The 26962-nt window shown below is 33.2% G+C and carries 24 protein-coding genes, 1 tRNA gene and 1 pseudogene; 4 read left to right on the top strand and 22 right to left on the bottom strand.

All coding sequences use genetic code 11. The features are described from left to right. Positions 1-118 precede the first annotated feature (118 nt). The 17 genes from L6Q46_RS03335 to mraZ all read right to left on the bottom strand — a co-directional run bounded on the left by L6Q46_RS03335 (position 119) and on the right by mraZ (position 18240). Entirely contained in the window at positions 119-538 is a 420-nt protein-coding gene (locus L6Q46_RS03335; RefSeq protein ID WP_111566031.1) for a CBS domain-containing protein, read from the bottom strand. Between the two features lie 76 nt (positions 539-614). Further along, positions 615-1469 (bottom strand): zinc-dependent peptidase, encoded by an 855-nt coding sequence (locus L6Q46_RS03330; protein WP_291283105.1) that lies wholly within the window; start codon positions 1467-1469, stop codon positions 615-617. A gap of 83 nt (positions 1470-1552) precedes the next feature. Further along, positions 1553-1626: transfer RNA gene (locus L6Q46_RS03325), tRNA-Arg, on the bottom strand. 79 nt (positions 1627-1705) lie between these two features. After that, positions 1706-2155, bottom strand: coding sequence for a GatB/YqeY domain-containing protein (locus L6Q46_RS03320; protein WP_291283104.1), 450 nt, complete (start codon positions 2153-2155; stop codon positions 1706-1708). 374 nt (positions 2156-2529) lie between these two features. Further along, positions 2530-4518 carry a cell division protein FtsZ gene (gene ftsZ / locus L6Q46_RS03315; protein ID WP_291283103.1) on the bottom strand — a complete coding sequence of 663 codons (1989 nt, stop codon included), beginning with the start codon at positions 4516-4518 and terminating at the stop codon, positions 2530-2532. A gap of 11 nt (positions 4519-4529) precedes the next feature. After that, on the bottom strand, positions 4530-5909 hold the full coding sequence (gene ftsA, locus L6Q46_RS03310; RefSeq protein WP_111566035.1) for a cell division protein FtsA: 1380 nt from the start codon (positions 5907-5909) through the stop codon (positions 4530-4532). Positions 5910-5917: 8 nt separating this feature from the next. Further along, positions 5918-6640, bottom strand: coding sequence for a cell division protein FtsQ (locus tag L6Q46_RS03305; protein ID WP_291283102.1), 723 nt, complete (start codon positions 6638-6640; stop codon positions 5918-5920). Further along, positions 6637-7974 carry a UDP-N-acetylmuramate--L-alanine ligase gene (murC, locus tag L6Q46_RS03300; RefSeq protein ID WP_291283101.1) on the bottom strand — a complete coding sequence of 446 codons (1338 nt, stop codon included), beginning with the start codon at positions 7972-7974 and terminating at the stop codon, positions 6637-6639. Before murC ends, L6Q46_RS03305 begins: the two co-directional genes overlap by 4 nt. Before the next feature lie 49 nt (positions 7975-8023). Beyond that, positions 8024-9133, bottom strand: a complete 1110-nt coding sequence (gene murG / locus L6Q46_RS03295; protein WP_291283100.1) for an undecaprenyldiphospho-muramoylpentapeptide beta-N-acetylglucosaminyltransferase — start codon at positions 9131-9133, stop codon at positions 8024-8026. Continuing rightward, positions 9133-10488, bottom strand: coding sequence for an FtsW/RodA/SpoVE family cell cycle protein (locus L6Q46_RS03290; protein ID WP_291283099.1), 1356 nt, complete (start codon positions 10486-10488; stop codon positions 9133-9135). Before L6Q46_RS03290 ends, murG begins: the two co-directional genes overlap by 1 nt. A gap of 12 nt (positions 10489-10500) precedes the next feature. Then, entirely contained in the window at positions 10501-11835 is a 1335-nt protein-coding gene (murD, locus tag L6Q46_RS03285) for a UDP-N-acetylmuramoyl-L-alanine--D-glutamate ligase (RefSeq protein WP_291283098.1), read from the bottom strand. Position 11836: 1 nt separating this feature from the next. After that, positions 11837-13057, bottom strand: a complete 1221-nt coding sequence (gene mraY, locus L6Q46_RS03280) for a phospho-N-acetylmuramoyl-pentapeptide-transferase (protein WP_291283097.1) — start codon at positions 13055-13057, stop codon at positions 11837-11839. Positions 13058-13093: 36 nt separating this feature from the next. Continuing rightward, positions 13094-14557, bottom strand: coding sequence for a UDP-N-acetylmuramoyl-L-alanyl-D-glutamate--2,6-diaminopimelate ligase (locus L6Q46_RS03275; protein WP_291283096.1), 1464 nt, complete (start codon positions 14555-14557; stop codon positions 13094-13096). Further along, the gene (locus L6Q46_RS03270) at positions 14554-16536 is read right to left on the bottom strand and encodes a penicillin-binding protein (RefSeq protein ID WP_291283095.1); all 1983 of its coding nucleotides are present in this window, start codon (positions 16534-16536) and stop codon (positions 14554-14556) included. Before L6Q46_RS03270 ends, L6Q46_RS03275 begins: the two co-directional genes overlap by 4 nt. Next, positions 16527-16883, bottom strand: a complete 357-nt coding sequence (locus L6Q46_RS03265) for an FtsL-like putative cell division protein (RefSeq protein WP_111566044.1) — start codon at positions 16881-16883, stop codon at positions 16527-16529. Before L6Q46_RS03265 ends, L6Q46_RS03270 begins: the two co-directional genes overlap by 10 nt. A 3-nt stretch (positions 16884-16886) precedes the next feature. Beyond that, on the bottom strand, positions 16887-17795 hold the full coding sequence (rsmH, locus tag L6Q46_RS03260) for a 16S rRNA (cytosine(1402)-N(4))-methyltransferase RsmH (protein WP_291283094.1): 909 nt from the start codon (positions 17793-17795) through the stop codon (positions 16887-16889). Beyond that, complete coding sequence (gene mraZ / locus L6Q46_RS03255; RefSeq protein ID WP_291283093.1) at positions 17770-18240, bottom strand: division/cell wall cluster transcriptional repressor MraZ; 471 nt, start codon at positions 18238-18240, stop codon at positions 17770-17772. The genes rsmH and mraZ overlap by 26 nt, the downstream gene beginning before the upstream one ends. A 326-nt stretch (positions 18241-18566) precedes the next feature. Between mraZ and L6Q46_RS03250 the strand changes: the two genes are divergently transcribed. Together L6Q46_RS03250 and yihA are read left to right on the top strand one after the other, a co-directional pair. Then, positions 18567-19331 carry an alpha/beta hydrolase gene (locus tag L6Q46_RS03250; RefSeq protein ID WP_181452337.1) on the top strand — a complete coding sequence of 255 codons (765 nt, stop codon included), beginning with the start codon at positions 18567-18569 and terminating at the stop codon, positions 19329-19331. A 36-nt stretch (positions 19332-19367) separates the two neighbouring features. Continuing rightward, positions 19368-19988 carry a ribosome biogenesis GTP-binding protein YihA/YsxC gene (gene yihA, locus L6Q46_RS03245; RefSeq protein WP_111566048.1) on the top strand — a complete coding sequence of 207 codons (621 nt, stop codon included), beginning with the start codon at positions 19368-19370 and terminating at the stop codon, positions 19986-19988. Between the two features lie 43 nt (positions 19989-20031). Here yihA and gldC read toward each other — a convergent pair whose 3' ends face one another. Then, positions 20032-20358 carry a gliding motility protein GldC gene (gene gldC, locus L6Q46_RS03240; RefSeq protein WP_111566049.1) on the bottom strand — a complete coding sequence of 109 codons (327 nt, stop codon included), beginning with the start codon at positions 20356-20358 and terminating at the stop codon, positions 20032-20034. A 2-nt stretch (positions 20359-20360) separates the two neighbouring features. After that, the gene (gene gldB, locus L6Q46_RS03235) at positions 20361-21323 is read right to left on the bottom strand and encodes a gliding motility lipoprotein GldB (RefSeq protein WP_291283092.1); all 963 of its coding nucleotides are present in this window, start codon (positions 21321-21323) and stop codon (positions 20361-20363) included. 81 nt (positions 21324-21404) lie between these two features. Between gldB and nadE the strand changes: the two genes are divergently transcribed. Both nadE and L6Q46_RS03225 read left to right on the top strand, forming a co-directional pair. Further along, a complete protein-coding gene (gene nadE, locus L6Q46_RS03230; protein WP_291283091.1) occupies positions 21405-22211 on the top strand; it encodes an NAD(+) synthase in 807 nt (268 codons plus the stop codon). Positions 22212-22291: 80 nt separating this feature from the next. After that, positions 22292-22921, top strand: coding sequence for a response regulator transcription factor (locus L6Q46_RS03225; protein ID WP_111566052.1), 630 nt, complete (start codon positions 22292-22294; stop codon positions 22919-22921). Here L6Q46_RS03225 and dnaG read toward each other — a convergent pair. The 3 genes and pseudogenes from dnaG to L6Q46_RS03210 all read right to left on the bottom strand — a co-directional run bounded on the left by dnaG (position 22918) and on the right by L6Q46_RS03210 (position 26887). Next, a pseudogene (gene dnaG / locus L6Q46_RS03220) lies at positions 22918-24848 on the bottom strand (DNA primase). The gene L6Q46_RS03225 and the pseudogene dnaG sit on opposite strands and share 4 nt — an antisense overlap. A gap of 206 nt (positions 24849-25054) precedes the next feature. Beyond that, positions 25055-26170, bottom strand: coding sequence for a hypothetical protein (locus tag L6Q46_RS03215; protein WP_291283090.1), 1116 nt, complete (start codon positions 26168-26170; stop codon positions 25055-25057). A 33-nt stretch (positions 26171-26203) separates the two neighbouring features. Next, complete coding sequence (locus L6Q46_RS03210) at positions 26204-26887, bottom strand: hypothetical protein (RefSeq protein ID WP_291283089.1); 684 nt, start codon at positions 26885-26887, stop codon at positions 26204-26206. Between the last annotated feature and the right edge of the window lie 75 nt (positions 26888-26962).

Raw genomic sequence — 26962 nt, 5'->3', positions numbered from 1 at the left:
GCCATTGATAATGCGGCTAATACATTTTTTCGAGTAGTTTTTTTCATAATATTAGAAATAATTATTATACCCTATAAAAATAATAATTATTTCTAATACTACTATATTTATTAAAAAATTAATATTGATCAATTAAGTATTTAATTAAATCTGTTGTCGTAATTATACCTACCAATAACTCCTCTTCACAAACAGGAAGTGCATGAAATTCTTTTTTAGCTAAAATCTCAGCTGCTTCCTTTATTGTAGTATCAGGAGAGATAGCAACTATTTTTTTTGCCATTACTTGTTCAACGGTAAACATATTATAAACCGTTGTATCTACCACATCTTCATCGTCGTCGATTGCATCTGCAAAGGAAATACGGAGTAAATCGGTATAACTCAACATCCCAACAATCTTATTGCTATAAACAACCGGAATGTGTCGTATATGATGCTTTTTGAATAGCATTTCAGCTTTAGTTAAATCATCTGATAAATTTAACTTTACTACATTTTTTGTCATTATTGTTGACACAGGAACCTTTTGTTTCATGACCTTGAATATTTATTGACATAAAGTTACTCAATATTCAAACATCAAAACATGATTTATGTCAGATATTTAACTCTTATTCGTTAATAAAATATCTTTCATTGTAATTAATCATGTGCTTGACCTTCAAAAATATAGAAGGAAATTTTAGCTTAAACTCATCTGGAGACTCAAAGAAATACTCTAATAAAACTGCTACAAATTCAAACTGATTTTCATAAGCATAATCACGTAAAAAACCTGATTCAACTAAACGTTGTTTGACTTCAGGTTTTGAAACTACTCGGAATAAATTTTGAAGTGATTCGTTAAATAAAACAAAAGTTGCTTTATCACTTTTTAAGGCATAAATATGAAACGCATGAGTAAATTCATGTAATCCTAAGTTAAGGTTGTCATTTGTAATATCAATTCCTTCTTTGAAATGTTTCCATGAGAAAACAACACATTCCATTCTTGGATTAAATTCTCCTTTGTGGTAATTATCATTTTGTGAAGAATAATAAATGTCGGGATAAATAATAATTCGCTTAAAAAGAGGATTCAAATATTCGCGCATTCCAAAAGTTAACATTACATAAGTAGCAGATATAGTTACTTTCATTTCTTCGGTAACCTCTATATCTCTTCCTTCAAAATTATAATGCAAAATTAGCTTTGCTACTCGATGTTCAAAATAGTGTTTGTATTTTGGTCTTAATCGATTGTAAAACTGGAAATTTGAAGCTAAAATATGCTTACGTGAGTCGCTTAACTTTAAGAAATTAATATTAGCAAATACTACTAGAGGTTTTTTATAATTCCGTAGATAAACAATTTCGGTTACATAAAAGGCAAATGTAAAAAAAATTGCCGCAAAAGGCGCCACCACAACAAACATAGCAATGTAGTCAGCTAAAAACAATTCGTATTCAACAGGTGGCGTTTGCATAAGATTTTGAGACTGTTTTACAAATAACGTAAAATAATGTGTTTTAAAAAAAATAAACGTCAAGAAATCTTGACGTTTATTTGTGACCTCGAAGGGATTCGAACCCCCAACCCTCAGAGCCGAAATCTGATATTCTATCCAGTTGAACTACGAAGCCATTTTTTAAGAGAATAGAGCAAAGAAAAAAGAAGAAAGACCTCAATCTTTGCTCATTTATCTTTGCTCTTTCTTCTTATTTAAACTAAAAGTTTCTTTACAATTCCAGAAATTACTTTTCCTTCTGATTGCCCTCCAATTTGAGCTGTCGCTAAGCCCATAACTTTACCCATTGATGCAATTCCTGAAGCACCTGTTTCTGCAATGATTTTTGCAATGATTGCTTCTACTTCTGCTTCTGACAATTGAGCTGGCAAAAACTTCTCAATTACAGCAATTTGAGCTAATTCTGGTTCGGCTAAATCAGGACGGTTTTGTGCTGTGAAGATTTCTGCACTATCCTTACGCATTTTTACCAAACGTTGTAACATTTTGATTTCGTCTGCTTCTGATAAACCATCTGCTGCACCAGCTTCTGTTTTTGCTAAAATAATTGCTGATTTGATAGCTCTTAATGCTTCTAATGCAACTGAATCTTTTGCTTTCATGGCTTCTTTCATGTGATCCATGATTTTTACTTCTAAACTCATATATTTATGTTTATTGTTTAATTGTTATTTTTTGTTTCAGGTTTCAGGTTTCAAGTTTCAAGTTTCAAGTTTCAGGTTTCAGGTTTCAAGTTTCTGGTTTCTGGTTTCTGGTTATGCCTAGCTTTTACTCTCTATCCTCTTTTTTCTTTGCTACCCCAGATGGCAATGGAAAGCTTTTTTGAGTTATTGTGCGAATTTTTCTTTTTTTAAAAAGCGACCTAAGAAGCTCTTTTAAAAAATTAGAAAAATGGCATGATAACCAAAAAACTTGAAATGAACAGCTGGAAATAGGTTCTAAAAAATCTAATGCAAAAGTAATAAAAAAACCCGAAAATTGCTCTTCGGGTTTTAGGGGTAGGTTAGTTTGTAATAGATTAATCTACATTATCGTGAAGGAACGAATTGTTAGAACGAAGTTGGATATCATCGTTACTATCGATTCCTAATGACATTCTAGACTGATTGCTTGCGTTGTTTGGTGTAGAAGTTACATCAAACCCCATTCTTTTGTATGCTGGAACTCTTTCAAATTCATCAATTTGTGCATTGTTGTTGAATTTATGATTGAATTCTTTCATTTTTCTTTTACGTTCTTCAGCTCTGAATTTTAATGTTTCTTCGATTGACATTTCTAAAGGCGAAGTGTTATCTAATTGAGCTGCATCTTCAAACTTTTGAACATTTGTTTTCATGGTAAAGTTCAATTCCTCATCGATAGGTTCGTTAACTACTTCGATAGGTTTTGATGCTACTAACTCTTCTTCTTTTTCTAAATAATCTTCTAAAGAATATTTGATAATTCCGTTTTGATTTACTTCCGTTACTGGAACTACGTTGATAGGATCTTTTACTTCCATTTGACGTGTTTCTGGAGTTAACTCAAAAACAATAGTACTTTCTTGAGTTACTTCTTTTACTTCTTCTTTTGCAGCAAATAAATCGAATGAAAAACTGATTTCTTCTTCTTTAGCTACAACAAATTCAGGATCTTTTACTTCAATTTCTCTGATTTGTGGTGTGATAATTTCGAATTTTGGCGCTACATTTGGCGTAATTACTTCAAACTGAACGTCAATATTTTTGATTAATTCAGAAGTTGGAACTAAATCCATTGCTGGAGCTACTGGAGTATGAATTTCAAACTTTGGCTGCTCAACTTCTTCCTCTAAAGTGAAAACAATTTTTTGCTCTACCACTTCGTCACAAATTGGATTAATGATATCAGCTTTAACTTCTGTTTCAATTGGAGATTCAAAAATTGGTTCATTAACTGGAAGACTTGCAATTGTTTTGTTTAACAATTCGTGCACAATTTTTTGTTCGTCTTCTAATGAATGAATAATTTTCTTTGGCTCTGTATTTACGATTTCAGCTTGTTGCTCAATGTTAAAACCTGTAGCAATTACTGTTACCGAAATAGCTTCTCCTAAAGCTTCTTCTTCACCAACACCCATAATGATGTTTGCGTTGTAACCTGCTTCAGACTGAATGAAATCATTGATTTCTCCGATTTCATCGATTGTAATTTCGTTAGCTTCATCTGTTCCAGAAACAATTAACAACAACACGTTTTTCGCACCTGTAATTTTATTATCGTTTAATAAAGGAGAATCTAAAGCGCTTGAAATTGCTTGTTTTGCTCTATCAGAACCTGATGCAGTTGCAGAACCCATAATTGCTGTTCCGCTGTTTGACAACACGGTTTTAGCATCTTTAAGATCAATATTTTGTGTATAGTGATGTGTAATTACTTCAGCAATTCCTCTTGACGCAGTAGCTAACACTTCGTCAGCCTTAGAGAAACCTGCTTTGAAACCTAAGTTTCCGTACACTTCACGTAATTTATTATTATTGATAACAACTAAAGAATCTACTTGCTTACGTAAACGTTCTACTCCGGCTAACGCTTGCTCAGAGCGAACTTTTCCTTCAAATTGAAAAGGAATCGTAACAATACCCACTGTTAAAATGTCGCGCTCTTTTGCTAATTGCGCAATTACAGGAGCCGCACCCGTTCCAGTTCCTCCACCCATTCCTGCGGTGATGAAAACCATCTTGGTGTTGCTATCCAACATTTTTTCAATTTCAGCGATACTTTCTATTGCAGATTGTTGACCTACTTCAGGATTTGCTCCAGCTCCTAAACCTTCAGTAAGATTAACACCTAACTGAATTTTATTTGGTACTGGGCTATTTTGCAATGCCTGAGAATCAGTATTACAAACTATAAAATCAACACCTTTAATGCCTTGTTTAAACATGTGGTTTATGGCATTACTACCTCCACCTCCAACGCCAATTACTTTAATTACGTTAGATTGGTTTTTAGGTAAATCGAATGAAATGTTTCCAAATTCTGACATAGTATCTCCTTTTATTCTGCGTTATCTAAAAATTCTTTAATCTTATCAATGTATTTATCAAAAAACGAACGCTTGATTTTGTCATCTGTTGTCTCGTGTTTGATAGGTTGAGTTGCTTTTGGCTCCTCTTTTTCTTCCTCAATAATTGGCTCTTCAACCACAATTTGAGGGCGAACCACCACTACTGGTTCTTCTTTTTTCATTTCTACAAACGGAGTAGCACTTTTAGTATTATTTCTAATACTGTTCATTACTAATCCAACCGCTGTAGCATATAAAGGACTTGACAATTCTTCGTCTGAATCTCCAGCTAAATGCTCGTTTGGATAACCAATTCTAGTATCCATTCCAGTAATGTATTCAACCAATTGTTTGATGTGTTGCAATTGCGCTCCACCTCCAGTTAAAACAATACCTGCAATTAGTTTTTTCTTAGGATCTTCGTGTCCGTATAATTTAATTTCGGCATATACTTGTTCTATGATTTCCACCACTCTTGCGTGAATAATTTTTGACAAGTTTTTTAGCGAAATTTCTTTTGGCTCTCTACCTCTTAATCCCGGAATAGAAACAATTTCGTTGTCTTTATTTTCTCCTGGCCAAGCTGAACCAAAACGAGTTTTTAATAACTCTGCTTGTTTTTCGATGATTGAACATCCTTCTTTAATATCTTCCGTAATCACGTTTCCTCCAAAAGGAATAACTGCTGTATGACGAATGATTCCATCTTTAAAAATGGCTAAATCGGTTGTTCCACCACCTATATCAATTAAAGCAACTCCTGCTTCTTTTTCTTCCTGACTCAATACTGCATCAGCCGAAGCTAATGGTTCTAGTGTTAATCCAGATAATTCTAATCCGGCACTTTTAATACATCTTCCTAAATTGCGAATCGAAGCTGCTTGACCTACTACTACATGGAAACTAGATTCTAATCTTCCACCGTACATTCCGATAGGCTCTTTAATTTCGGCTTGACCGTCAATTTTAAACTCTTGTGGCAACACGTGAATAATTTCTTCACCTGGCAACATCGCTAATTTATGAACTTGTCCAATTAACGTATCAATATCAGCATCACCAATTACTTCTTCTGCATTTGGGCGACTGATGTAATCACTATGTTGAATACTACGGATGTGTTGTCCTGCAATACCTACAACTACATCATTAATTTTATAACCCGAATCATTTTCAGCATCGGTAACCGCTTGCTGAATCGACTGAATGGTTTGTGTAATATTATTTACAACACCTCTGTGAACACCTAAACTTTTTGATTTTCCTATTCCTAGAATCTCAAGCTTTCCGTATTCATTCTTCTTCCCTATCATTGCTACAATCTTAGTTGTACCAATGTCTAATCCTACTGCAATGTTGTCTTTGTTCATAACTTCACCTATTTCTTACAAACCACTTGTTGTGTAAACATCAAGTTTACTTCTTTATAATTTTTAATCAATGTATCTCTAATAGCATGATGGTAAAAAGCTTTATAATTCTTAAACTTTCTTTCCACATTTTTTGGTTGCCCAAATACTATTTTATAATCATAACTTCTGTTGGTTAATACCACATTTCCAGAAGGCATAATCCTAGCAGCCGTAATGTTTTTGCTCAAGAAATCATCTTTTTTGATTTCGTTAAACAACTTCAAAAATGGCTTACAATTTTCTCCACTTATTGCGCCGACAACCAGCGGAACACGTGCTGAAAAATTTTCCGATAATGACATTCTATCTCCTTTTGAATCAAGATAGTAACTATCAGCATCAGTAATAACTCTTACGATTGGGGTCTTTTGAGTAATACGCGTATTTAGAAATCCGTCTACTGTTGAAAAAACTTGTGCTTTTTCAATCATCTCGTGATCATCGAGAACAGTTTCTAAAGTATTCAAATCTAATTTATCTTTTTGGATTGTTGAAGCCCCTCCAAAATTTTGTATTAACAAGTTATTAACCATTTCATGTGTTAAAAACATATTCTCATTCGACTCAAATTTGATATCTATCTTACTGATTTTACGCTGACTATTCCTCTTCGAAGAAAAAGAGTACAGAAAAATCATAGCAAAAATGATTAACACCAAGCGAATAGTATGCCAATTAATTCTTCTCATGAAGCGCTTTTTTTTAGATCTTTTACTAGCTCACCAATGTCGCCCGCACCAATCGTTACAAACACATCGGCATCTGAATTTTCAAAAGCCGTGAACAACTCGTCTTTGCTGACTAATCTCTTATTTGGATTGTTAATTTTATTCAACAACCAAGTCGAATTTACTCCTTCCATTGGCAACTCGCGAGCCGGATAAATTTCCAATAATAAAACCTCGTCGAATTGACTTAAACTTTCTGCAAAACCATCTACAAAATCTTTCGTTCTACTGAATAAATGAGGTTGAAAAGCAGCGATGATTTTTTTACCCGGATACAATTCACGAACCGCTTGATGCACCGCGTTAATTTCGGTTGGATGATGTGCGTAATCATCAATATAAACCAATTTTTCTTCTCTAATTTGGAAAGAAAAACGTCTTCTAACTCCTTTAAAACTTGCTAATGCTGCAATGATTTTTTCATTGGAAACACCATAAGATTTCGCCATAGCAAAAGCTAACAAAGCATTAGTCAAATTATGATGACCTGGCAACCCAAATTTTACATTTTGAACTACTTCAGTTGGTGTTTTTACATCGAATACATAAAATCCGTTTTCAATTCGGATGTTTTGAGCAGAAAAATCTGCATCATTATTTACTCCAATCGTATTTCCTTCTAGTGGTAATCCTTTGATTATGTATAAATTTTCGCCTGGCGTTTTAGCTGCGAATTCTCTAAATGATTCTTCAATACTTGCTGCATCACCATAAATATCTAAATGGTCGGCATCCATTGAAGTTACACAAGAAACGTTTGGATGTAAATGCAAAAACGAACGATCAAATTCATCCGCTTCAACAACCGTAACTGTTTTTCCAGAACCGATTAAATTAGAATTATAATTTTCAACTATTCCACCTAAAAAAGCGGTAACATCAACACCACTTTCGTATAAAACGTGACCTAGAATACTTGAAGTTGTCGTTTTTCCGTGAGTTCCTGCAACGGCGAAGCAATATGTGTCTTTTGTAATGATTCCTAAAACTTCAGCACGTTTTTTAATGGTATATCCTCTTTCTATAAAATAATTCCATTCAGAATGTGAAACTGGAACGGCTGGCGTTACGATTACCAAGGTATTTTCAACATAGAAATCGGTTGGAATTAAGCTGATATTATCTTCAAAATGAATTTCTAAACCAATTTCTTGCAACTCATCTGTTAACTGCGTTGGTGTTTTGTCATAACCCACTACTTTTTTCCCAATGTATTGAAAATAGCGAGCAAGAGCACTCATTCCGATGCCTCCGATGCCGATGAAATAAACGTTATGTATTTGATTTAGATTCATATTATTTTGTTTCAGGTTTCAAGTTCCAAGTTTTAGAAATTGAAAACATTTAAACTAATTTCATTATTTCGTCTGCAATTTGCTTTGTAGCATTTGGCAGTGCTAATTTTTTTATGTTTTGACTTAATTCTGCTTGTTTCTTTTCGCTTGAAATTAAATCGGAAAAAACCGTTTCAAATTGCGTTTCTAATTCTGATTCTCTAATCAAAATAGCTCCGTTTTTATCTGAAATTGCTTTAGCGTTTTTTGTTTGATGATCTTCGGCAACATTTGGTGATGGAATAAAAATAGTTGGTTTTCCCACAATACACAATTCCGAAACGGATGATGCACCTGAACGAGAAATTACAATATCCGCAGCAGCATAAACCAAATCCATTCTATCAATAAAAGCTACTACTTGAACAGCCTCCCCAACCCCTCCAACAGAGGGGCTTTTATCGTTATACTTTTTATATTCGTCGAAATACAATTTTCCGCATTGCCATATTATTTGAATGTTTTGACTCAATAGAAAATCCAATTCTTTTTCAATCAATTGATTGATTCTTCTAGCACCTAAACTTCCACCTAAAACCAATAGTGTTTTTTTATTAGCATCTAATTTAAAATAAGCGATAGCTTCACTTTTGCTTGCTTCGTTTATCAAATCTTGACGCACTGGATTTCCAGTTAAAATCATTTTATCTTTTGGAAAAAATCGTTCCAAATTTTCGTAAGCGACACAAATTTTATTCGCTTTTTTAGCCAATAATTTATTCGTGATTCCTGGATACGAATTTTGCTCTTGAATAACTGTTGGAATACCCAACATTGATGCCACTTTCAAAACGGCTCCGCTGGCAAAACCTCCAGTTCCAATTACTACATCGGGTTTAAAACTTTTGATAATTCGGAATGAATTCCACATACTTGAAAGCAGTTTGAATGGAAACATCGCATTATCTAAAGTCAGTTTTCGTTGAATTCCCGAAATCCATAATCCTTTGATGGCGTAACCTGCTTGAGGTACTTTTTGCATTTCCATTTTATCTTTGGCACCTACAAAAAGAAACTCTGCTTCTGGAAAACGAGATTTTAATTCGTTTGCAATCGCAACAGCTGGATAAATATGTCCGCCAGTTCCGCCTCCGCTTATTATGAATCTTGGTTTTTTCATTACTTTTTATTTAAAACTGCGTTCATCGGATTTTGTCCGTTTACTAACACATCTCCGTTTTCATCTTCGATTAAAGATTCTCTAATCGAACTTTTAATATCGTTTATTTTTTGCTGATTTTCATCGGCTTCTTTCTCTTCATTCAAAGCCACTTGCGCATCAATAATTTGCTGTAAAGCTTCATCACGTTTGCGTTTTTCTTCTAAATCTAAAGCAACTTCTTCTTCTTTTTTGGTAACACTTAGAATAATTCCAACAGCGATACATGTCATCCAAATTGAAGTTCCTCCACTACTAATCAAGGGTAAAGGTTGCCCTGTTACTGGCAATAATTCTACGGCAACTCCCATATTCACAAATGCTTGAAATATGATTGGGAATCCGAGTCCGATGATTAATAATTTTCCGAATAAACTTGACGCTTTTTGAGCATTGATAACAAATCGAATTAATAACAACAAATACAATCCAATGATAGTTACTGCACCGACTAATCCCCATTCTTCCACAATAATTGCGAAAATAAAATCGGAAGAAGATTGCGGTAAGAAATTTTTCTGAACACTTTTTCCTGCTCCTAACCCAATTACTCCACCTGAAGCGATGGCGATTTTTGCTTTTTCAATTTGGTAATCATCTTCATTTGGGGTGTCTTTTGTAAAACGCTCGATACGATTCTCCCAAGTATTTACACGGCTAAAAAACTTATTATCTGGAAAAGCTTTTGCTAATAATATAAACAACAACATAGCTGAAACTCCCATCGCTAAAACATATCCTAAATATTTTAAAGGATATTGTCCGATGAAAATTAACATGCAAATCATTGCAAAAATTAAGGCTGTTGTAGAAAAGTTGGCAGGTAAAATCAATACCAAAACCGCTCCAACAGGCACCCATAATTCTAAAAATGATTCTTTAAACGAATATACTTTATCGCTAACTTTTGCTAAATAGCGCGCCACATAAACCATTATAACAATAAATGCCAAAGTAGAAGTTTGAAAACTAACTCCCACAAATGGAATTTGAATCCAACGACTGGCATTTGCTCCACCAATTTCTGTTCCTTTAAATAATGTGTAAACTAACAATAAGGCTACCAAAGGAATTCCAAAAATGGACAAGGCTTTGAAGTAATGATAGGGCATTTTGTGAATCCAATAAATAATCACAAAACCCAACAAAACATGGATAGCATGTTTAATTAAATGTCCGATAGTAGTTCCGTTTCCAATAACGTAAACTAAATTAGTACTAGCGCTATACACTGGCAAAAACGAGATAAGTGCCAATAGAAAAACTATGGCCCAAATGGTTTTATCTCCTCTTATTTTACCAATGATATCGAACATTTTGATGCGTTATTATAAATTGTAAATGGCTTGTTTAAATTGTTTTCCTCTGTCTTCGTAGTTTTCGAATAAATCGAAACTTGCACATGCTGGTGATAACAAAACGCTATCTCCTTTTTCTGCTAAACGTTGCGCTAATTGAACTGCTTCAGACATTGAAGTTGTTTCTACCATTACATCTACTACATTGTTAAATGCATTTATGATTTTTGTATTATCAACACCCAAACAAACGATAGCTTTAACTTTTTCACGAACTAATGGCATTAATTCATCATAATCATTTCCTTTATCAACACCACCTACAATCCAAACGGTTGGAGTATTCATACTATCTAAAGCATAAAAAACCGAATTCACATTCGTAGCCTTAGAGTCGTTAATGTACTGTACACCTTGAATCTTTAATACTTTTTCTAATCGGTGCTCTACTCCTTGGAAATTAGTCAAACTTTCTCTGATAGTTTGTTTTCTAATGTTCAACAATTGCGCCACAGCAGTTGCTGCCATTGCATTTTTAATGTTGTGTTTTCCTTCTAGTGCTAGTTCGTTGATTGGCATAGTAAATAATTCGTTTTTAATGGTACTGTTGATGTTGTTGTCTTCTATATATCCTCCGTCGTTTTCAGGTTTTCCTGTTAATGAAAAAGGAACTTTATTTGCTTTAATTTTGTTGTTTTTTAACCAATTTTGAATCGCTTCGTCTTCATTATCATATATCAAATAATCGGCTTCTGTTTGATTTTTTGTAATTCTAAATTTTGAATTGATGTATAAACTGTAATCGTAATTGTATCTGTCTAAATGGTCTGGGCTAATATTTGTAATAATCGCGATGTGTGGCTTGTAATTGATTATACCATCTAATTGAAAACTACTCAACTCTAACACATAAATATCGTGCTTGTTCTCGGCCACTTGCCAAGCGAAGCTTTTTCCAATATTTCCCGCTAATCCAACATTCAATCCACCTTGTTTTAACAAATGATAGGTTAAAAGCGTTGTCGTTGTTTTTCCGTTGCTTCCTGTGATTCCAACCGTTGTTGCATCCGTAAATTGAATAGCAAACTCGATTTCAGAAATTACTGGAATTCCTTTTTCGATAAGCTTTTTTACGATAGGAGCTTTTTCGGGAATTCCTGGACTTTTCATTACTACATCGGCATTCAGAACTAATTCTTCTGTATGCTTTTCATCTTCCCAAGCGATTCCATTAATGGTAAGAACTTCTTTGTAATTTTCTTTTATTTTTCCAAAATCCGACACAAAAACATCGTATCCTTTTTTCTTTCCTAAAATGGCGGTTCCTACTCCACTTTCGCCTCCGCCTAAAACTACCAGTCGCATCTTATCTTAATTTTAAAGAAACCAGTGAGAAAATCGCTAACAGAATTCCGACAATCCAAAAGCGGGTTACAATTCTACTTTCGTGATAGCCTTTTTTCTGATAATGGTGATGCAATGGTGACATTAGGAAAATTCGTCTTCCTTCTCCGTATTTCTTTTTGGTATATTTAAAATAACTCACTTGTAGAATTACCGATAAATTTTCGGCTAAGAAAATTCCGCAAACTACTGGAATCATTAATTCTTTACGAATAGAAATGGCTATTACAGCGATGATTCCACCAATAGTTAAACTTCCAGTATCGCCCATAAATACTGATGCTGGATACGCATTATACCAAAGAAATCCAACCAAAGCTCCAACGAAAGCGGCAATATAAACCGTCATTTCACCTGAATTTGGAATGTACATAATATTCAAATAATCAGAGAAAATGATATTACCCGAAACGAACGTGAACAATCCGAGCGTTAGTACCGAAATTGCGGAAGTTCCTGCGGCTAAACCATCGATTCCATCGGTTAAATTTGCTCCGTTTGAAACTGCTGTGATAATTAAAATTACCATTGGAATGAAAATCAACCAAGCATAATTTTTATAATCATCTCCCATAAATGAAAGTACTTCTGCATAGTCGAATTCGTTATTTTTCATAAACGGAATCGTTGTTGCGGTAGATTTTTCTTCTAAATCTGCTGGTTTGATGTTGTTTTCGATTTTTACTCTTGAAGTTAAAGTGTCTTTTCTAACCGTAACATCTGGACTAAAATATAAAACAGTTCCAACGATTAAACCTAAACCAACTTGCCCAATAACTTTGAAAATTCCTTTTAAACCTTGTTTATCTTTCTTGAAAATTTTGATATAGTCATCAATAAAACCGATGGTTCCCATCCAAAGTGTGGTTACAATCAATAAAATGATGTAAATGTTATTCAACTTCGCCAATAACAAAACCGGAATTAAAGTCGCCAAAATGATGATAATTCCTCCCATTGTTGGCGTTCCTGCTTTAGCGGTTTGACCTTCTAAACCAAGTTCACGAACGGTTTCACCTACTTGTTGATTTCTCAAATAGTTGATGATTTTTTTACCGTAAATCGTAGCAATTAACAACGACAAAATAAAAGCTAATGCCGAGCGAAAAGTAATGTATTGAAACACTCCTGCTCCAGGAACATCAAAGGCTTTGTCTAAGTATTGAAAGATGTAATATAACATATTGTTTGCTTAGTTTTAAAGGTTAATTATTGGCTTTTATTTGTTTAATTGTTGTAATAATTCGGTTACTATTTGCAAATCATCAAAATCATGACGGACTCCGTTTATTTCTTGATAAGTTTCATGACCTTTTCCTGCGATAAGAATAATATCATTTGGATTTGCCAATTGACAAGCGGTTTTAATGGCTTGTTTTCTATCTAAAATCGAAACTGTTTTCTTGAAATTTTGAGGCTCTACTCCTTTTTCCATTTCTTCGATAATTGTTTCAGGATTTTCGGTTCTTGGATTATCTGACGTAAAAATGGCTTTGTCGCTCATTGATGAAGCAATGTGAGCCATAATTGGTCTTTTGGTTTTATCTCTATCGCCACCACAACCAACAACTGTAATTAATTGTTCGTTTTTTGTACGAATATCTTCAATGGTTTTTAATACATTTTCTAAAGCATCTGGTGTGTGGGCATAATCTACAATTGCGGTAATTTTAGAATCGGAAACAATAAACTGGAATCGTCCTGAAACACTTTCTAATTCTGAAAGCAAACGTAACGCTTCTACTTTTTCGATTCCTAATTCTACTGCAACTCCGTAAATCGCTAATAAATTATATGCGTTGAACGAACCGATTAATTTCACCCAAACTTCATTATCATTGATTTTCAACAACAATCCTGATAATTGATTTTCTAAGATTTGCGCTTTGTAATCGGCATACGATTTTAAAGCGTAAGTCAATTTCTTAGCTTTTGTATTTTGCAACATTACCAAACCATTTTTATCGTCGATATTGGTAATTGCAAAAGCAGATTTTGGTAAATTATCAAAGAATGATTTTTTTACATCTCTGTATTCAGCAAACGTATTGTGGTAATCTAAATGATCGTGTGATAAATTGGTAAAAACACCACCTTCAAAATGTAAGGCTTCGGTTCTTTTTTGATGAACGCCATGCGAAGAAACTTCCATAAAGCAAAATTCGCAACCTTCTTGCACCATCAAATCTAAATACTTGTTGATAGTTAAAGAATCTGGAGTTGTGTGTGTTGCTTTGAATTCTTGTTCGTCAACCATAATTTTTACGGTTGATAACAATCCAACTTTGTAACCTGCTTTTTTGAATAATTGATATAATAATGAAGCAATCGTTGTTTTACCATTCGTTCCTGTTACACCAACTAATCTGATATTTTCAGAAGGATTTTCGTAGTAATTAGCTGCCAAAAAAGCTAAAGCTTCGTTAGAATCTTTTACTTTAATATAGGTAACACCGTTTACAATTACACTTGGAAATTCTTCACAAATTACCGCAATCGCACCCAAACTTAATGCTTTTTCAATATAATCATGACCGTCAGAAAGCGTTCCTCTGATGGCTACAAAAACATCGTTCAATTCAATTTTTCTCGAATCGAATTCAATTTTTGAAACAGTAATATCGGTAGCTCCATGAACTGCTTCAATGTGTACTTTATATAATATGTCTTTTAATTGCTTCACGATAATTCGATTATAATAGTTTGATTTTTGTTAAAAGCTTGCCCCGATGTTAGTGATTGTTTTTTTACTTTTCCCACACCAATAACTTTTACTTTTAATCCTAAATTTTCTAACAAAGACACAGCGTCCATACCGTCCATTCCTTTTACATTTGGAATAATTCGCTCTTCTTTTTCTACTTTTTTATAATATTCTGAATAGTTTTTTTCTTGAGAAACTACTTTAGCATCGATGTTTTTTACATGATTTGTTGATGGAGAATCAGTAAATATTTTTTGTGCGATTCTTTTAAAAACGGGTCCAGCAACATCGGCTCCGTAATATCCAGCGGCAACATTTGGTTTGTGAACTACTACGATACAAGAATATTTAGGTTCGTCTGCTGGAAAATATCCAACAAAAGAAGAAGCATAATATAATTTTGATTTGTCTTTATAATTCACCTGAGCTGTTCCTGTTTTTCCAGCCATTGAGAAATCTTTCGAATACAATTTAGAACCCGTTCCTTTCTTTACTACATTTTCCAAAACGGCATGAACTTTATCTAAAGTTTCTTGTGAACATATTTTTGGATTGATTACTTGGGTGTCAAATTTCTTGATGGTTTTATTCCATTCTTTGATTTCGCTTACGAAAATTGGTTTTACCATTACTCCATCATTAGCAACTGCGTTATATAATGTCAAAGTTTGCAACGGAGTTACTGATAATCCATAACCAAAAGCCATCCATGGTAAAGCTACTCCCGACCAACGATTTGTTCCTGGCTGAGGAATAACTGGAATTCCTTCTCCTTTTATTGGCAAACCAAGAGGCTTATTTAATCCGTAACTGTTGATTCTATCTACAAATTGTTTTGGATTACTCTTGTAACTATCATAAACTGATTGTACTAAAATGGTGTTGGATGACAACTCAAATCCTCTTGCTAAAGAAATTTTTCCGTAACCTTTTCCATTAGAATCTTTAACAGATCTTCCATAATATTGAATTCTACCTCCATTTGAATCATAAACCGTACTCGTATCCGCTTTTTTGTCATCTAAAACCGCAATCAAATCCATTAATTTGAATGTTGAACCTGGTTCGTGAGATTCTGCAATTGCATAATTTTGAGTTTCATAATATGAACCATCATCTGCTCTTCCTAAATTTGAAATGGCTTTAATGTGTCCTGTTTTGGTTTCCATAACCACCACACAACCGTGATCAGCGCTGTAATGTTCCAATTGCTTCAATAAGGCATGATGTGCAATATCTTGAATGTAAACATCAATCGTTGAAATAATATCATAACCATCTTGAGGCTCTTTTTCATTTACATCGCTAATAGGTTTCCACTGATTTTTTGCAATTTTTTGCATCATTCTGTGGCCGTTTTTTCCGTTTAAATAATCGCGAAAAGCGTATTCCAAACCTTTACCATCTTCATTTGAACGTTCGTAACCAATAGTTCTTTTTGCTACCAAACCAATTGGGTGTTCTCTTACTATTTTTTGTTCAATGATGATTCCGCCTTTGTTTGCTCCTTTATTAAATAATGGAAACGATTTCAAACGCATTTGTTCAGTATAGCTTAATTTTTTTGCAATAAAAACATAGCGACTTTTATTAGCTCTCGCTTTTTGCAATTTAGCTTGATAATGTCCGGATGATTTTCCAAACATAACCGATAACGAATCTGAAAGTGCTTGAATATTTTCTTTGAAATGCTCTGAAGATGGTGCCACCGCATCAAAATAAATCGTGTATTCTGGAATTGATGTTGCTAATAAACTTCCGTCAGCAGAATATACATTTCCTTTATTTGCTGGAATAGTGAAATTCTTAACGGTTCTTTCTTTTGCTAATTTTCTGTAATAAGGCCCTTCAACCCATTGAATATTGTTAAGTTTTATCAAAATAAATACAGCCATTATGAAAAACATAACAGCTACAAAATACATGCGATACGATATTTTTTTATCTTCTATTGCCATATTTTTAATTTATCCCAAAAACTTTTTTTACTTTCTTTATCTTCAACAACGATTTTTACTGGCGGAACTTCGGAAGGCAAAATATTTCGTGATTCCATTTTCTTTGCTACCGTAGATTCCATTTTTAATTTCATCAATTCAGAACGACGGTCTACAAATTCAGAACGCAATTCTTTAACTTGATTGCTTAATTCAGTAATTCGGTAATTTTTTTCATCGTATTGATGATTATTTGCAATAGCAACCATTCCTAAAACCACAAGAAAAACAATAAATTTCCAGTTCTTAAGAGCATCATCACTAACAAGAAACTTGGCTTTTAATAAACTGTAAATTCCGTCTTTCATACTTTATAATTTTTCGGCTACTCTTAATTTTGCGCTTCGTGCTCTATTGTTTATTGCAATTTCTTCTTCGGTTGGTACGATTAGTTTTTCGATGGTTTTAAAAGGAACTTCAAAATTTCCGAAGAAATCACGTTCTGGTTCTCCTTCAAACATGCCGTTTTTTACAAAACGCTTTACCAATCTATCTTCTAATGAGTGATATGAGATAACACTCAATCTTCCGCCTGGTTTTAGAATCTCTAATGATTGTTCTAAAAATTCTTTCAACACATCCATTTCTTGATTGACTTCAATACGAATGGCTTGGTATATTTGAGCCAAAATTTTATTGCTTTTATGTCCAGGTAAAAATTTCGCCAAAACTTTTTTCAATTCGTCCGAATTACGGATTTCTTTATCTTTTCGAGCGGTTACGATTACATTTGCCATCGCTCTTGCGTTTTTTAATTCGCCATAATCAAACAAAACTCTTGCAATATCTTGTTCATCGTATTCGTTTACTACGTGATATGCACTGATATCGCCTTTTTGATTCATTCGCATATCCAATTCGGCATCAAAACGGGTTGAAAAACCTCTTTCAGCTACATCAAATTGGTGTGATGAAACGCCTAAATCAGCTAAAATTCCATCTACTTGCTTAATTCCGTGGAAACGTAAAAATCGTTTTATAAATCTAAAATTTTCGTTGATTAAAGTAAATCGCTCGTCGTCAATTGCATTTTTTAAAGCATCTAAATCTTGGTCGAAAGCGAATAGCTTTCCATTTTTACCCAAACGACTCATAATTTCTCTCGAGTGACCGCCACCACCAAAAGTAACATCCACATACACACCATCAGGATGAATATTCAATCCATCAACTGTTTCTTTTAACAATACTGGATTATGATATTCCATCTTCGTCGTCATTAAAATTACCCATTACTTCTTCTGCCAAATCTGCGAAATCACCCACAGCGTTTTCAATCGCATTTTCGTATTTATCTTTATCCCAAATTTCGATAATATTGATAGCTGAATTCAATACAACATCTTTATCTATTTGAGCAAAAACCACTAAATCTTTCGGAATTAAAAGTCGCCCTGTTGCATCAATCTCAATCATTTTAACTCCTGCTGTAAATCTTCTGATAAAATCGTCATTCTTTTTATTGAAACGATTTAGCTTATTGATTTTCAACATCATTTTATTCCATTCCGCCATTGGAAATAACTCCAAACACGGCTGAAAAACCGAACGTTTTAACACGAAACCTTCCTCTAAAGAACCCAATTGTTTCTTTAGCGACGTAGGTAGCATCAGCCTTCCTTTGGCATCCACTTTACACTCGTATGTTCCGATTAATGTTTTCAACTTTTTCTTTCGATTAGAATATGGACAAATTTAGAAAAATTTTACCACTTTTTACCACAAACTACCACTTTGTTAATAAGTTTTTAGATTTTAAAACGCTGTTTTCCACTTTTAACAAAATATTATTTGCAAAATCAAGAATTGAGAAGATTTGGAGCTTTAAAATCAACTAAGCCGATTTACACTATTTTAGTTAAAATTTTAATAAAATTGTTGATAACTAACATTTTACAAGCTGTAAAAGCACGAAAATTAGCCTTTCATTTTTTTCTTTACTTTCTTCAATAAAATAGTATATTTGTCAATCATTAGAACTAATACCTTAAGTGGAATTTATGTTAAGAAAAGAAAAAAAATACACCTATTTTGAAGCTGGCGAAGGAACCCCAATAATCATTCTTCATGGTTTAATGGGCGGCCTTAGTAATTTTGATGGTGTGGCTAATTTTTTTCCTCCTAAAGGATATAAAGTGGTAATTCCAGAATTACCTATTTACACACAAAATATTTTAAAAACCAACGTTAAAGCCTTTTCAAAATTTGTAAAAGACTTTATTGTTCACAAAGGATTTGATCAAGTAATTCTTGTTGGAAACTCGTTGGGCGGACATATTGGTTTGTATTTTACTAAAATGTATCCAGAACTTGTAAAAGCATTAGTTATTACAGGAAGCTCTGGATTATATGAAAGTGGAATGGGTGAAAGTTACCCAAAACGTGGTGACTATGAATACATTAAAAAGAAAGCCGAAGACGTTTTTTATAATCCAGAAATAGCAACTAAAGAAATTGTTGACGAAGTTTTTGCAACAGTTAATGATAGAATCAAATTGATTAAAACTTTAACAATTGCTAAGAGTGCTATTCGTCATAATATGGCGAAAGATTTACCAAAAATGACTACTCCAACTTGTATTATTTGGGGAAGAAATGACAAAGTAACACCACCAAATGTAGCTGAAGAGTTTGATAAATTATTACCAAATTCTGAATTATTTTGGATTGACAAATGTGGACATGCTGCCATGATGGAGCATCCAGAAGAGTTCAATCAAATTTTGTTTGATTGGTTACAAAAGAAGAATTTATAATAGTTCCCCTTTTTGGGGAATTTTATTTTATAGCTTATGAAAATTAATACCGCCGAATTCGTAATTAGTAATTCAGAAGTAGACAAATGTCCAAAAGATCGCTTACCTGAATACGCATTTATTGGTCGTTCCAACGTTGGGAAATCATCATTGATTAACATGTTGACCAACCATAAAAATTTGGCAAAAACATCGTCAAAACCAGGAAAAACACAGTTAATCAATCACTTTAAAATAAATAATAATTGGTTTTTAGTGGATTTACCAGGTTATGGTTATGCCCGAGTTTCTAAGAAAACTAAAGCTGTTTTCCAACAATTTATTATGGATTATTTTGAACAAAGAGAGCAATTAGTTTGCGCCTTTGTTTTAATCGACATTCGATTAGAAGCTCAAAAAATTGATTTAGAATTCATGGAATATTTGGGAGAAAGCGAAATTCCGTTTGCGATTATTTTTACCAAATCAGATAAACTTGGAAAAAACAAGGTCAACAATCATGTGGAAGCTTACAAGAAACAATTGTTAGCTGGTGACTGGGCGGAAATGCCTCCTTATTTTGTTACCTCATCATTGGAAGCTATTGGAAGAGAAGGAATTTTAGAATATATCGGTCAAATTAATGAAGATATTTTTAAAGATAATGGATTTGTTTAAAAAATAAATCCAACAAAAAAGTCGCTATTTCTAGCGACTTTTTTTATGCTTTTAAATCCATTTTTTCAGCGAAGTAATCACAGAAATCGCGCATGGTATCTGACATTTTCTCATCGGCAGTTGCGCGTTGAAAAGTATCCGCCATTGCAACTAATGTTTGGTGAAAGAATTGTTTCATTTCATCAACTGGCATATCTTTTGTCCATAAATCTATACGAAGGGTTTCTTTTGCTTTGCTATCCCAAACTGATAACAACATTGCTTTTGCTTCTTCTTGCTCTACGCCACCATCTTGTGCTGTCCATAATAATTTATCAGGAACGTTATTTTCATCTAAACCTACGGTGATTTTTATATCTGATGTTTTCATATTTATTGCTTCTTTGGTTTGTATTTTGAATTATCGAAGATGGTTTTAGCATCCATTGCTAATAATTGCTCTAAAGTTACATCATCATTGTTTTCCATATAACTTCTAACGATTTGCCAGCCTAACCATTGCCCCACTCTTCCTGGTGTTTGATTGTCAATTTCAATATAAAATCTTGAAAACGGAGCTGGTTTTATAAATCGTAATTCATTCTTAGGATTGGAATCGAATAATAATTTATTTTCAACCAAATTACTCCACATGTAATATTCATTTTCTTGACAGAATTTGATTTGCATATCGGTATAACCAATTTTATCAGCATCTGAATATTCTGGAATTAACTTATCTTTCATGTACAATTCTTTTCCATAATAAATCATAGCAGACAATAAAGTTCTATCTGTTGGCGAAGCAATTTTTCCGTAACAAAAACTAGTTACTAAATTTGGTAAAATTTGATTTCGCTCCATTTCTGGCTTTTTAAATTCTGGAAAATCCACGTAAAAACGGTGGTCTTTTCCTAAATAACAATCTAACGAAATTAATGCCAGCGTATCAGTATAAAAAACTCTTCCATCTGTATCTACTTCATTAATTAAAGTAATAACGCGAGGTGTTTTGTACTTTGGAAAATAATATTGCACATGCGCAAATAGTTTTTCTAAGTCGGTTTCAATTTTTCCTAATTCAGGATATTGCATTTGAACTTCACTGTAAAGCTCTTTCAACAATGGATCCTTTAATTTATTAATTAATATTGAATCTGGAATATGCGATGGGAAAAAATACGGATATTGTGCTTTTACTTTTTGTAAATCTTCTGGTTTTGAAGTCCAAAAAATTCTATCAAAACGTTCTACTTTAAATTCAATTGGAATTTTAGCTACTGCCTCTTCTACTTTACTCTCTTCTTTGCATGAAAATAGAGAAATTGCTACAAGGGCAAATAATAATTTCTTCATATAGTGTATTTTTTATACTTTTATCGAACCAAAATTAGTTTGCAAATATACAGTTATCGACTTATAAATTTTCATAAAAAAATGACAAATTCCAACAACTTTCAAGCCGAGAAAATCAACCAACATATTGTAAAATGGTTACTCGATTATGCTACTAACGCAAAAGTAAAGGGTTTTGTTGTGGGAATTTCGGGTGGAATTGATAGCGCACTAACATCTACCTTGTGTGCACAAACAGGTTTACCAACACTTTGTGTTGAAATGCCAATTCACCAAGCAGAAAGTCATGTAAATAGAGCCAACGAACATATTGACCAATTAAAAAAACGTTTCCCAAATGTTTTTAACGAAAGAGCCGATTTGACTCCCGTTTTTGAAACGTTTAAAAACCAAGTTCCGTCTTCAGAAAATGAAGCTGTTTTGAATTTATCGTTAGCCAATACTCGTGCGCGTTTGCGAATGACAACTTTATATTATTTTGCAGGAATTCACGGCTTATTAGTTGCAGGAACTGGAAATAAAGTAGAGGATTTTGGTGTAGGATTTTTTACAAAATATGGCGACGGCGGCGTTGATATTAGTCCGATTGCAGATTTAGTAAAAAGCGAAGTACAATTACTTGCCGAATTTTTACAAGTTCCAAAAAGTATCTTAAAAGCCAAACCAACAGATGGTTTGTTTGGAGACGACAGAAGCGACGAAGATCAGATTGGCGCTGATTACAACGAGCTGGAATGGGCTATGAATCAAGTAGAAAACGGAAAAACTATTGAAAATTTTTCGGGAAGAGAAGCCGAAGTTTTTAAAATTTACAAAAGGCTTAATACAATCAATCAACACAAAATGAATCCTATCCCAATTTGTCAAATTCCGAAAAATCTTAAATAATTATCTTCATAATTAACAAGTATTTACATTTTTTTTTAGTAACTTTGACCTTATATTACGAATAATATAATTTTTTAGTTATGATCAAAATAGGTATAGCAGACAGTTTACCTGTTGTAAGCCATGGATTACAGTCGTATTTTCATGGTAACAGCAGAATGGAAGTTATTGCATCGGCTAAAAACTTAGAATCTTTACTTTCACTTTTAGAAGCAAAACGTTGTGACATTCTTATTCTCGATGTAGAATTAGATGGTTTGTCGAGCATTAGAGACATCAAAAGCTTGCTGAAAGATTTTCCTGAAACAAAAATTGTTTTGTTTACAAATGTTTCCGAACAAATGTATGCCCCAACAGCAATTAAAGCAGGAGTCTCAGCTTACGTTTCCAAAAAAAGTGATTTAAAAGATCTAGAGGCTACAATAACAAAAGTAACAGAAGGCAAAGTCATCTTTAGCGAAACTGTTAAGAAAAGCATTGAAATGCTTAGTAAAGGGAAAAAATCGGAGCGTTTGTTCAAGAAATTATCTACTAGAGAAATCGAAGTACTACGCTACCTTAACGACGGTAAGAAAAACAAAGAAGTTGCTCAAATTCTTGGTTTGGATGAAAAAACAATCAGTACGTACAAGTTGCGCTTGTTGGCAAAATTAAATGTAACCAACTTAGTAGACTTATTAAAAAAAGCAAAAGATTTAGATGTAATTTAATTGTATCTTGATAAAACTCTACCCAAGTTTTTAGAAAAGATATGTGTTAACCCCAAATAAGCCATTACCATTTCCAGAGTTTCTGAATTATCAGAGTTCACGTCGGTTGAAATTGAATTTTTCAAATCGTCGATAATGTTATTGACTAAATACCATCGCAATGTGATAATCGTCTCGGTTACGTATTGGCTTATCGTGGTTTCTTTTTGTTTTACATAGATTTGTTGTACTTCCCAATTGTGTAATACCTCACGTTCTTCATTCATAAGAATCGTGGTGACTTCTTGCGCTAATTCCTCAGGTAATTGCATCAAGTATTTATCCAATTCAAAAACCTCATTTTCATTAAAATACGCAATTAAATGATTAAAAATTGCTTTAAAAATTGGGTTAGCTAATTCTACCTCATCTTCTTGTAAACTCAAATAAACACGTTGATATACTTTGTAATTATTTTGCTCTTTTACTTCAACCATTTCTCCATCTTCATTTTGAGCTAAAATAGTATCTTCAAACTCTACTTCTTTGTCACCATACAACAACAAAATCTGAATGATTTTATGTTCCAATTCGTATTGAATATCTACTTTAGTTGTTGGCTGAGCAATATCGTTTCTTACAACTTCAAAAGCTTTTTGTTCTTCTTTATATTGTTTATTAGCTTCCGATACATCTTTCTTTACTAATTGCGCTAATGTATTAAAAAGTACATCTTCGGAAATATCCATGATTCGGGAACATTCCTTAATGTAGACTTCTCTTTTAATTCGGTCTGGAATTTTAGAAATACTGATGACCATATCACGAATTAAATCCGCTTTTTTGATTGGATCATTTTTGGCTTCTTGCATCAATAAAGACGCTTTAAACTGAATGAAATCTTTGGCATTATCTTCAAAATATTGCAACAAATCTTCATACGAAGTTTTTCGTGCAAAACTATCTGGGTCATCGCCATCAGGAAACGTACAAACTTTTACGTTCATTCCTGCTTCCAAAATCAAATCGATTCCACGAATCGAAGCTCGAAGTCCAGCCGCATCACCATCAAAAAGTACCGTTATATTTGGCGTTAAACGATTAATTAAACGAATTTGATCAGGCGTTAAAGCTGTTCCAGATGAAGCTACAACATTTTCAATTCCCGCTTGATGCATTTGAATTACATCCGTATAACCTTCTACCAAATAACAATTATTCAGTTTAGCAATAGATTGCTTCGCATGGAAAATTCCGTATAAAACTTTACTCTTGTGGTAAATATCACTTTCAGGTGAATTCAGGTATTTTGCAGCTTTTTTATCATTGGTCAAAATACGACCTCCAAAACTTTGAATCGGTCGAATTGCTTGTCTTCCTTAACAATTGAGAGTCCGGTTTTATCTAAATATTCTAGTTTATATCCTTTTCCGAGTGCTTCTTTGGTAAAAGCATCCCAAGATTCAGGCGAATATCCTAATCCGAATTTCTTAATCGTATCGGAAGTAAAACCACGTTCTTTAAAATACGATAATCCGATAGCTTTTCCTTCTTCGGTTTCTAGTAGAGTATGATGAAAATATTTCTGAGCGAATTCGGAAACCAAATACATACTCTCTTTTTCATTGGCTTGCGCTACATCTTCATCGGTTTGAACCGTTTCTTCAATCTCAATATTGTATTTTACCGCTAAATATTTGATTGCTTCTGGATACGTAAAATGTTCGTGCTCCATTAAAAAAGTCACGGCATTTCCTCCTTTTCCAGAGGAAAAATCTTTCCAAATTTGTTTCACAGGCGACACCATAAACGAAGGTGATTTCTCGTTCACAAACGGCGACAATCCTTTCAAGTTACTTCCGGCGCGTTTGAGTTGTACAAAATCACCAATAACCTCCTCAACTCGGGCGGTTTCAAATACTTTTTCTATGGTGTCTTTTGATATCAAACTTAACGTTAAGGTGTTTAACTGTTGAATTGCTTAGAAACTAAGTCAAATTATGCTTGACAAAATTAAATCTCTAAATTTAAAGTGGCAAGTTACAAAGTTTTTAAAAAATACAGCTATTAGCACCTAAATCATTTAAAAACAAAAAAAGCACTTCATATGGCTGAAGTGCTTTTTTAAACAGAGAACTTAACTTAACCCTAAATTTAATTAAAATCAAAGCGTAATCCTAATGAAACGTTGTTTTGATCTATATTATTGTTCTTGAACATCGGATTTAAGTCATATTTAACATATAGACTGGTTTGACCATATCCTAAATAAGCACTTAAGCCGTAAGTAAAGTCAGAAACATTGAAATCTCCTTTTTGTTTTTCTTTTACTTTAATGTCGTCTGCTTCGTATTTTAAAATTTGTTTTGACTTGATGCGAACACCTCCATAACCTCCAATTCCTAAACGAACCGACTCGTGTGTTCTGAAGTCTGTTTTTGTCCCGTCTTTTGAAAGTTTTTTTGGTGTAAAATCGAATTCTAAATGCAATGGCGCTGTTAAATACACATTTCTAAAACGAGAATCATCTAATTTTATAGTTGATGTAACTAAATCTGTTTGATTACCATTTTTAACAAAATAACGATTATCCGTAGGACGAAGATTGTTATACATTAATGAAAGTCCGTATTTAGCGTGAAGCAAATTGTTGTTTTTGAAAATTCTTGAATTGTAAGTAATCCCCCATTCATAAAAATGCGAACCCCAAACTCTGTAATCTGAATCTTCTAGATTTTCACCCTCAGTAATTACATTATTTAAACCAAATGCAAAAACAAATTGTGATGTTGTTCTTTTAGATTTTCTTTCAGCTTTGTCTTTTTCACCATTGTAGATTTTCATGGAACCTAAATTGATTTCGGTTTTATTTTTACCGATTGAATCATTTTTATTTCCTCCTAAAATAATAGTTGTACCACCTCTTTTAGATTCTTCGACAGAATCTACAATTTTTCCATCTACTTTGTCTTGTACCAATTGTGCTAATTTAGCTTCTTCAATAGCTACTTTAGTTTCGATGTTTTTTGCGCGTTCTTCTGCAATTTTTAGTTTTAACTCTTGTCCTTTTTCTGCAGATATTTTACCTTCTTTAACTTGCAAATCAATGGCTTCAACTTCTTTTTTTAAAGCGTTTTTCTCTTCGGTGGTAATCATTTCGATGTTATTCGCGATTTCTTTGGCTTGTTGCTCAAATGTTTTTTCTTGCGCAACCGCTTTTGTTAGGAAACTAAACACAATAACGATGGTGTACAAAATAATTTTTTGCATGACTGTTTGATTTTTGATTAATGATGATTTTTATTATTCGTAATTTCTATTGGCTAATGCCGATTTGGCATCTTTAAACTTTCTATTTAACTTATCTAAAGTAGTTTCTCTGTGATTTTCGTCTAATTCTTTTTCAACGTTTGTTAGTAACGAATTAGCATCTACTTTCATTTTATGCTTTGTACTTATTTTTTTATCTGAGGTGATTACTTTTTCACCTGTTTGAACTTCGGCTAATAAATTTTCTGGAGAAACGTATTTGTATGAATTGGGAGTTGGGAGTTGGGAGTTGGGAGTGATTTTTTCTTCCAAAACACTTTCTGACTTTGTCTCTTTATTTGTTTCGACTGATTTTATATTTCTTGCCGGCTTTGATTTATTTATTTCATTCTGAACCAAAACAGATTTTACATTTTCAACTGAAATTTCATTTATTTTATTGGATTCAACCGTGTCAATTTCTTCGTTGATAGTTGTTACAATTGGTGTTGAATTATTAATTTTTGTCGTTTCGTTTGAATTGAAAAGGAAAAATCCCAATCCGAAAAAAAGTATCGTAGAAGCGGCTACAAAAAACCATCCGTAACCTTTCTTTGGCTTTTTTCCTTCTGAAACCGTAAGCATTGCATCTAAGCGATCCCAAGCTTGAACAGAAGGCTGAATTTCTCTAGCATTCAGCTTTTCTCTTATTTGATTATCTATTTTATTTGGTTCCATTTAATTTGTTTTTTAAGTCGGTGATTTGTTGTTGCAATAACTTTCGGGCGTGTGATAATTGCGATTTTGATGTTC

It is taken from the genome of Flavobacterium sp., assembly GCF_023151265.1.
Taxonomy (GTDB): Bacteria; Bacteroidota; Bacteroidia; order Flavobacteriales; family Flavobacteriaceae; genus Flavobacterium.
The sequence above is the reverse complement of the archived record's forward strand: the minus strand, read 5'-3'. Positions and strand labels throughout refer to the sequence as shown.